The organism is Nocardia sp. JMUB6875 (assembly GCF_041154655.1).
Classification (GTDB): Bacteria; Actinomycetota; Actinomycetes; order Mycobacteriales; family Mycobacteriaceae; genus Nocardia.
Map to the genome: position 1 here is coordinate 1 of NZ_BAAFGR010000275.1, position 6,927 is coordinate 6,927.

The following is a 6,927-nucleotide window of genomic DNA, read 5'->3' on the forward strand; positions in this document are numbered from 1 at the left end:
ACCTGGTAGATGTCGTCGGTGCCGGGGATCAGTTGGTTGCCTACGCAGTAGTCGTTGTAGCTGGTGCCGGGTTGTCTTGCGCCGGGGGTGAATTGGCCGATGGGGGAGGAGAGGGCGCCGGGGCTGGGGACCGGCTGGGCCGGGCCCGCGGATTGGTTCGCGAACCAGTACGGCCCGGCCGCGTCGGTGCCGCAGCGGAAGGTGGTGCCGCCCGCGGAGACCGTGCTGTTCTGCGCGTAAGTCGTTCCCGCCCAGAGGCATCCGGCGCTGACCCGGGACTTGCGTTCGCCGGGCTCGGCCTCCGCCGCTGCGGCGAGCGGCATTCCACCCACGGTCAGGGCGGCGATGGCGATCGGCGTGGCGGCCGCGCGGCGGAGCTGTTGGGTTGCGGCGGTAGGCATTTCGGGCTCCCGGTCTCGGCGTCGGTCAGCAGAAGCTGGCGTGCGGGCGGCAGACGGTGTAGGAGCCGTCCGCGTTGTAGGACGGGCTCCAGGTGGCGGGGCTGCCGGCGCGCTTGTTGAGCGGGAGGTTGTAGGGGTCCGGGGCGGGCTCGACGGCACGCGGATGCTGGTTCTGCAGAACGGGATTCATATCGGTGTGGTAGTAGCCGAACGGGTCGTTCGCGTGGATGCCGGTGTGGTCGTTGCCGTGGTTCACGATGCCGCCGGGGTTGCTGTTGGAGCGCGGGTTGCCGCCGGGGCCGTCGCCGGTCAGGCCGCGGCCGCTGAGTGTTCCGGTGGAGCGGGAGTCGCTGGAACTGGTTTCGCGGGAAAGGGATTCGGCGGTCGCGGGTCCGGCGGCGAGTACCGCCGCGGCGGCGCCCGCGAGGGGGGTCAGGATGAGGCTGACCCGTCGGAGGGTCGGGCGTGATCGATGGGCTTGCCGCATGGCGTCTTTGCCTTCCTGCTTGCCGGTTCAGGTCACGTCGGTGACTTATCTACTGAGTACGACCGTAGATGTCCTACGTAGCCGAATAGTAGATAAATGCTGTGAATCTACTAAGTTCCTACGTATTTGCCGTCACACTTCGGAACCCGGCACACCCCCCGCAACACGAAAACGCCCCCGTCGAAACTCCGACGGAGGCGTGAAAACGCTGTGCGAGAAAAGACTTCAGCTTGTTACACGAGAAGGCTCAGCCGAGCACGGTCGCGATGATCCCGGCCAGATACCCCAGCCGCGCCACCTCCGACGGCCGGAAGTCCGGTCCGCCCGGACGGCCCAGCAGCAACACCTTCCCGGTGTTCCCCAACGGCGCGGCCGCCAGCTTGGTGTCCATGTCCTTCCACAGCTGCGGCACCCAGTCGCCCTCGCCGTCGAGCACCGCCGGCTTCTCCAGCGGCATCCACGGCGCGGACCCGGCCTGCGTCGAGGGCGCGCTCTGCGACCCCACCACGCGGTAAGCCCCTTGCGGCCCCATATCGATCACCGTCGACCACCCCACCCGCAGCACCCGCGGCACCCCGTCGACCAGCACCTGCAGCCGATCGTCGCGGGCATTGGCGACCTGATCGATCAGCTCCAGCTCGCGGTGGGTGTCGAGCATCCCGGAGTACGGGCGCAGCGAATCGACCTGCACATCGTGCAGCGATTCGGCCGCGGTGATCAGGGTGTCGGGCAGTGCGCCCGGGGGTACCTCGACCACGAGATCGTCGACCGCAAATCCGTCACCGCGCTCGACGACATCCAGCGAAAGGATGTCCGCGCCGACCGAACCCAGCGCCAGCGCCAGCGATCCGAGACTGCCCGGGCGATCCGGAAGTTGCACGCGAAGCAGGTATGACACGTGCCTTCCTTTCTTTACTGTGCGACCGAAACTTTCGGACGGGTACCCGAGTCCCGCAATACTTACACCCTCGAGAGCTGGTTATCGAATCGAGCCAACCCTGTGGCGCGGACCACTTACCCATCGGTTACACATCGATGGTGCCAGGTCTGGCGCACACCTGCGACCGGTGGCCCGCGGACACCCACTAGGCTGTCGGATGGCCAATCACCAAGCTCGAACCATGCCGAAAGGGGTCCCGCGGTGCCCGCCATCTCCAGGGACGAGGTCGCTCACCTCGCCCGGCTGTCCCGGCTCGCTTTGACGGACGACGAACTCGATCTGTACGCCGGTCAGCTGGATTCCATCCTGACCCACGTCGCGCAGATCTCGCAGGTCGCCGCCGCCGATGTGCCCGCCACCGCTTCCCCGAATCCGGAGACCAATGTCACCCGCCCGGACGTGGAGCAGCCCTGCCTGACTCCGGAGCAGGCGCTCGCCATGGCTCCGGCGGTCGAGGAGCAGCGGTTCATGGTTCCGCAGATTCTGGGAGAGGGCGAATGACCGACCTGACGAAGCTGTCCGCGGCGGAGCTCGCGGACAAGATCCACGCGCGTGAGGTGTCCTCGGTCGAGGTCACCGAGGCGCACATCCAGCGCATCGCCGCGGTCGACGGGGAGATCAACGCCTTCCTGCACGTGGCCGGTGAGCAGGCGCTGCTGACCGCCGCCGAGGTGGACCGCCAGGTCGCCGACGGCAAGGTCGTCTCGCCGCTGGCGGGTGTTCCGTTGGCGCTCAAGGACGTTTTCACCACCACCGACATGCCGACCACCTGCGGGTCGAAGATGCTCGAGGGCTGGGTCTCGCCGTACGACGCGACCGTCACCACCAAGCTGCGCGAGGCCGGCATCCCGATCCTCGGCAAGACGAACATGGACGAGTTCGCCATGGGTTCGTCGACCGAGAACTCGGCGTACGGCCCGACCCGCAATCCCTGGGATACCGACCGGATTCCGGGTGGTTCGGGTGGCGGCTCGGCCGCCGCGCTCGCCTCCTACCAGGCTCCCCTGGCGATCGGCACCGACACCGGCGGCTCGATCCGCCAGCCCGCCGCGGTCACCGCGACCGTCGGCACCAAGCCGACCTACGGCACCGTGTCCCGCTTCGGCCTGGTCGCCTGCGCGTCCTCGCTGGATCAGGGCGGCCCGTGCGGTCGCACCGTGCTGGACACCGCGCTGCTGCACGAGGTCATCGCGGGGTACGACCCGCGCGACTCGACCTCCCGCAACGTTCCGGTGCCGCCGGTGGTCGCCGCCGCCCGCGAGGGCGCCAAGGGTGATCTGAAGGGCGTGAAAGTCGGTGTGGTGAAGGAACTTCACTCCGACTCCTACCAGCACGGCGTCATCTCCTCCTTCGACGCCGCGGTCGCGCAGCTCAAGGATCTGGGCGCCGAGGTGATCGAGGTGTCGTGTCCGCACTTCGAGTACGCGCTGCCCGCCTACTACTTGATCCTGCCGTCCGAGGTGTCCTCGAACCTGGCCCGCTTCGACGCCATGCGCTACGGCCTGCGCGTCGGTGACGACGGCACCCACTCCGCCGAGCAGGTCATGTCCATGACCCGCGAGGCCGGGCTGGGTCCGGAGGTCAAGCGCCGCATCATGATCGGCACCTACGCGCTGTCCTCGGGCTACTACGACGCCTACTACGGCCAGGCCAACAAGGTCCGCAACCTGATCGCGCGGGACTTCGACAAGGCCTACGAGTCCGTCGACGTGCTGGTCTCGCCGACCAGCCCGTTCACCCCGTGGAAGTTGGGCGAGAAGGTCAACGACCCGCTGGCCATGTACCTGTCGGACCTGTGCACCCTGCCCACCAATCTGGCCGGGCACTGCGCCATGTCGGTCCCGTCGGGTCTGAGCTCGGACGACGGCCTGCCGGTCGGCCTCCAGATCATGGCGCCCGCGCTGGCCGACGACCGCCTGTACCGCGTCGGCGCGGCCTACGAGGCGGCCCGCGGCCCGATCGCCTGATCCATTCGATCGGCATACCGCAACGGAATTCGGCCCCGCTGGTATTTACCAGCGGGGCCTTCTGCTGTCAGCATTTCGAATGGGGGCTGGGCGGTTGACTTCCTGACGCGGCGCCAATGCCTGCGGCGCGTCGGTACGGACCGGTAGGCTGACTCTGATTCGGCGCGTGAAGGGTTTTCTTTGGGGATGTTGCGACGCGGCGAAGTCTTCGCTGGTTACGTGATCGAGCGCGAAGTGGGCCGTGGCGGAATGGGTTCGGTCTACGCGGCCCGCCACCCTCGGCTCCCTCGGCTGATCGCGCTCAAGCTGCTGCATCGGGAGATGTTCGGGGAGACCGAGACCCGCACCCGCTTCGAACGCGAGGCCGATGTCATCGCGCAGCTCGACCACCCCAACATCATCACCGTCTACGACCGGGGTGACGAGGACGAGCAGCTGTGGATCGCCATGCAGTACGTGGATGGCGTGGACTGCGCCTCCATCGATCCGCACGACCTGACGCCGGACCGGGCGGTCGAGATCATCGTGCAGACCGCGGCCGCACTGGATTACGCGCACGGGCGCGGCGTCCTGCACCGGGATGTGAAGCCCGCCAATATCCTGCTGTCGCGCTCGGGCGGCATCGGCACCGGATTCACCGAGCGGGCGCTGCTCAGCGACTTCGGCATCGCGCGGGTGCTCGACGACACCGCGCATCTGACCCGCACCGGCATGCTCAACGCCACCCTCGCCTACGCCTCGCCCGAACAGCTGACCTCCGACCCCATGGGGCCGCGCTCGGACCAATACTCGCTGGCCTGCACGCTGTTCCGGCTGCTCACCGGGCGCGGGCCGTTCGACGCGCCGAATATCGCGACCGTCATGCTCGGGCATCTGCAGTCCCCGCCGCCGGATATCAGCCGGCTGCGGCCCGAGCTACCCGCGGAACTGGACGCGGTGCTGCGCAAGGCGATGGCCAAGGATCCGCGCGACCGCTACGAGACCTGCTTCGAATTCGCGCAGACCGCCTGGGAGACCGTGGCCGAACCGGTGTCGCTGGTCCGCCGCCCGCGGGCCGCCGCCTCGAACTGGGTGCCGCGCGAGGACACCGTGCTCGGCTGTCTGTTCGGCGGCGCGATCGGGGACGCGCTGGGTGCGCCGATCGAGACGCTGCTGCTGCCGAACATCCAGCAGCGCTACGGGATTCAGGGTGTCACCGGGGAGGGCAGCGGCTTCAAGGGCCGGATTTCCGACGAGACGCAGCTGGCGCTGTTCACCATGGAGGCGCTCATTCGCGGTGCGCGCGTGCGGGAATCGGGGACCGCCGCCACCGTGGGCATGATCCAGGAGAACCTGCTGGTGTGGTTGCGCGGGCAGGGGCAGGGGGCGCTGCCCGATCAGCGGGTGCCGTTGCAGAGCGGGCTCACCGGATACCCGGAGCTGATGACCAATCGCGGGCCGACCCAGACCACCATCTCGGCCATGCGGCGGGTCGCGGCACGGCAGCGGCCGGGGGTGCCGCTGGGGACGCGCGAACATCCGATCAACGATTCCAAGGGGTGCGCGGCCGTGGTGCGGTCCGCGCCCTGCGGATTCACGCCCTCGCTGGACTACGCCTTCGAATTGGCCTGTGACGCCGCGGCGCTCACGCACGGCAATCCCGGCGCCTGGCTGCCCGCCGGGGCGTTCGCGGCAATGGTGTTCGGACTGTGCCGGGGACTGGACGTGCGGGCGGCGGTGGAACAGGCCCGGGCGCAGTTGATCCGGCACCGCGAGCACGAGGAGACCACCGACGCGCTCGACCGGGCGCTGCGGCTGGCCGACGCCGTTTCCTTCCGGGGGCGGCCCATGCCGCTGCCCGGACTGCTGGAGCCGCTGGGCACCGGCGTCATCGGCCCGGAGGCGCTGGCGCTGGCGGTCTGCGCGGCGGTGTGCGCCGAGAACGCGGGCGGCACACCGGAACAGATCTTCCGCAATGGCGTGCTGCTGGCGGTCAACCACTCCGGGGACAGCGATTCCACCGGCGCGATCTGCGGTTCCCTGCTGGGCGCGCGGCTCGGCGTGCAGGCCATCCCGCAGGCCTGGCGCACCCGGCTCGACGCGGCGGCCGCCATCGAACGGCTGGCCGCCGACTACGCGCGCGAATTCCGCGGCGCCGCTCAGCAGTCCGGCAATACCGTGCCCTGGTCGGTGCCGTAGCGGTGACCGTGACCGGCGGGGGCGTCCAGCGCGCCCAGTAGGTCGGCGGTGGTCTGCAGGAAGCTGACCACCGGAATCCAGTGGGGGACAGGGGCATCCGGGCGGGTGCCGGTGAGATCCGGTGCGCGCCACAGCAGTGACGGGGACCAATGCACCACGGGGTCGGAGGCATTCGCCAGGACGGCGGCGCGGCCGTGATGGACTTCCCCGGCGGGCGGGCCCGCCCACAGCGCGCCGCAGGTGCGGGCGTCCTCGTCGGCGTCGTCGGCGAACACCGAACTGCCGCCGAGCGCGCCCAGGCTCTGACCGTAGATGTAGAGCTTCGGCGGATCCGGCAGCGTCGAAATCCTTTGCTCCACGGCCCGGAACAGCGCCTTTGCCGACTGCTCGGCGGCACTGCGGCCGAACACGAAGGTGACCCAGCTCGGCGCGTCCGAGTACTGCAATCCGACCAGCGCCACATCCCCGCCGAAGCGCTGATCGAAGCCCTTGGCGGCATCGCTGTCGATCCAGCCGGACCCGGTCGGCACCGTCACCACCAGATTCCGGCGCTGAAACCCGCCCGTGCGCTCCAACTCCCGAACCGCCAGCGCCACCCGGGCATCCAGGTCGGGCGCGGAATTCAGGCCCACGTACACGCGAACCGCCCGCGTGGGCGTCCCCGCCACGAACTTGCGGCCCTGCGCGCCCAGCGACGGCCAGGTCGCCATCGACACCGGACTACCCGACCGGGTCGGCGAATCCGGCTGCACCAGTGCGGGATCCACATACGAATTGGCCGCCTCATAGGCCGCGCGCCGCCACTCAACCACGGTCGGCACGATCACCAACTGCCCCGCCACCAGCAACGCCGCCCCCGCCGCCAGGCTGCGCCACCGCCCCAACCGCCGTACCACCCACCGTATTCCACGCGCGATGGCCACCACCGCGACCACCAGCGGAACCGTCCAAGCC

Annotated in this window: 7 protein-coding genes; 3 read left to right on the forward strand and 4 right to left on the reverse strand. The window is 69.4% G+C overall.

Features of this window, described 5'->3' with window-relative positions; genetic code table 11:
• The 3 genes from ACAM49_RS37630 to ACAM49_RS37640 all read right to left on the reverse strand — a co-directional run.
• Positions 1–401: hypothetical protein (locus ACAM49_RS37630; protein ID WP_369640306.1), on the reverse strand; the 401-nt coding region annotated here is incomplete at its 3' end.
• Between the two features lie 25 nt (positions 402–426).
• A complete protein-coding gene (locus tag ACAM49_RS37635) occupies positions 427–888 on the reverse strand; it encodes a hypothetical protein (RefSeq protein WP_369640307.1) in 462 nt (153 codons plus the stop codon).
• A 247-nt stretch (positions 889–1,135) separates the two neighbouring features.
• Complete coding sequence (locus ACAM49_RS37640; protein WP_369640308.1) at positions 1,136–1,786, reverse strand: amino acid-binding protein; 651 nt, start codon at positions 1,784–1,786, stop codon at positions 1,136–1,138.
• 243 nt (positions 1,787–2,029) lie between these two features.
• Here ACAM49_RS37640 and gatC point away from each other — a divergent pair, with 243 nt between their 5' ends.
• The 3 genes from gatC (at position 2,030) to ACAM49_RS37655 (ending at position 5,973) form a co-directional block, all read left to right on the forward strand.
• Complete coding sequence (gene gatC, locus ACAM49_RS37645; RefSeq protein ID WP_033087118.1) at positions 2,030–2,329, forward strand: Asp-tRNA(Asn)/Glu-tRNA(Gln) amidotransferase subunit GatC; 300 nt, start codon at positions 2,030–2,032, stop codon at positions 2,327–2,329.
• A complete protein-coding gene (gene gatA, locus ACAM49_RS37650; RefSeq protein WP_369640309.1) occupies positions 2,326–3,795 on the forward strand; it encodes an Asp-tRNA(Asn)/Glu-tRNA(Gln) amidotransferase subunit GatA in 1,470 nt (489 codons plus the stop codon). Before gatC ends, gatA begins: the two co-directional genes overlap by 4 nt.
• Positions 3,796–4,014: 219 nt before the next feature.
• Positions 4,015–5,973 carry an ADP-ribosylglycohydrolase family protein gene (locus ACAM49_RS37655; protein WP_369640310.1) on the forward strand — a complete coding sequence of 653 codons (1,959 nt, stop codon included), beginning with the start codon at positions 4,015–4,017 and terminating at the stop codon, positions 5,971–5,973.
• Here the strand turns inward: ACAM49_RS37655 and ACAM49_RS37660 are convergent.
• Positions 5,934–6,927: alpha/beta-hydrolase family protein (locus ACAM49_RS37660; RefSeq protein WP_369640311.1), on the reverse strand; the 994-nt coding region annotated here is incomplete at its 5' end. The two genes, ACAM49_RS37655 and ACAM49_RS37660, sit on opposite strands and share 40 nt — an antisense overlap.

What these genes read in the sequence shown, in the direction of transcription:
- ACAM49_RS37635 (WP_369640307.1), bottom strand. Translation starts at nt 888, where the DNA reads ATGCGGCAAGCCCATCGATCACGCCCGACCCTCCGACGGGTCAGCCTC.
- gatA (WP_369640309.1), top strand. Translation starts at nt 2,326, where the DNA reads ATGACCGACCTGACGAAGCTGTCCGCGGCGGAGCTCGCGGACAAGATC.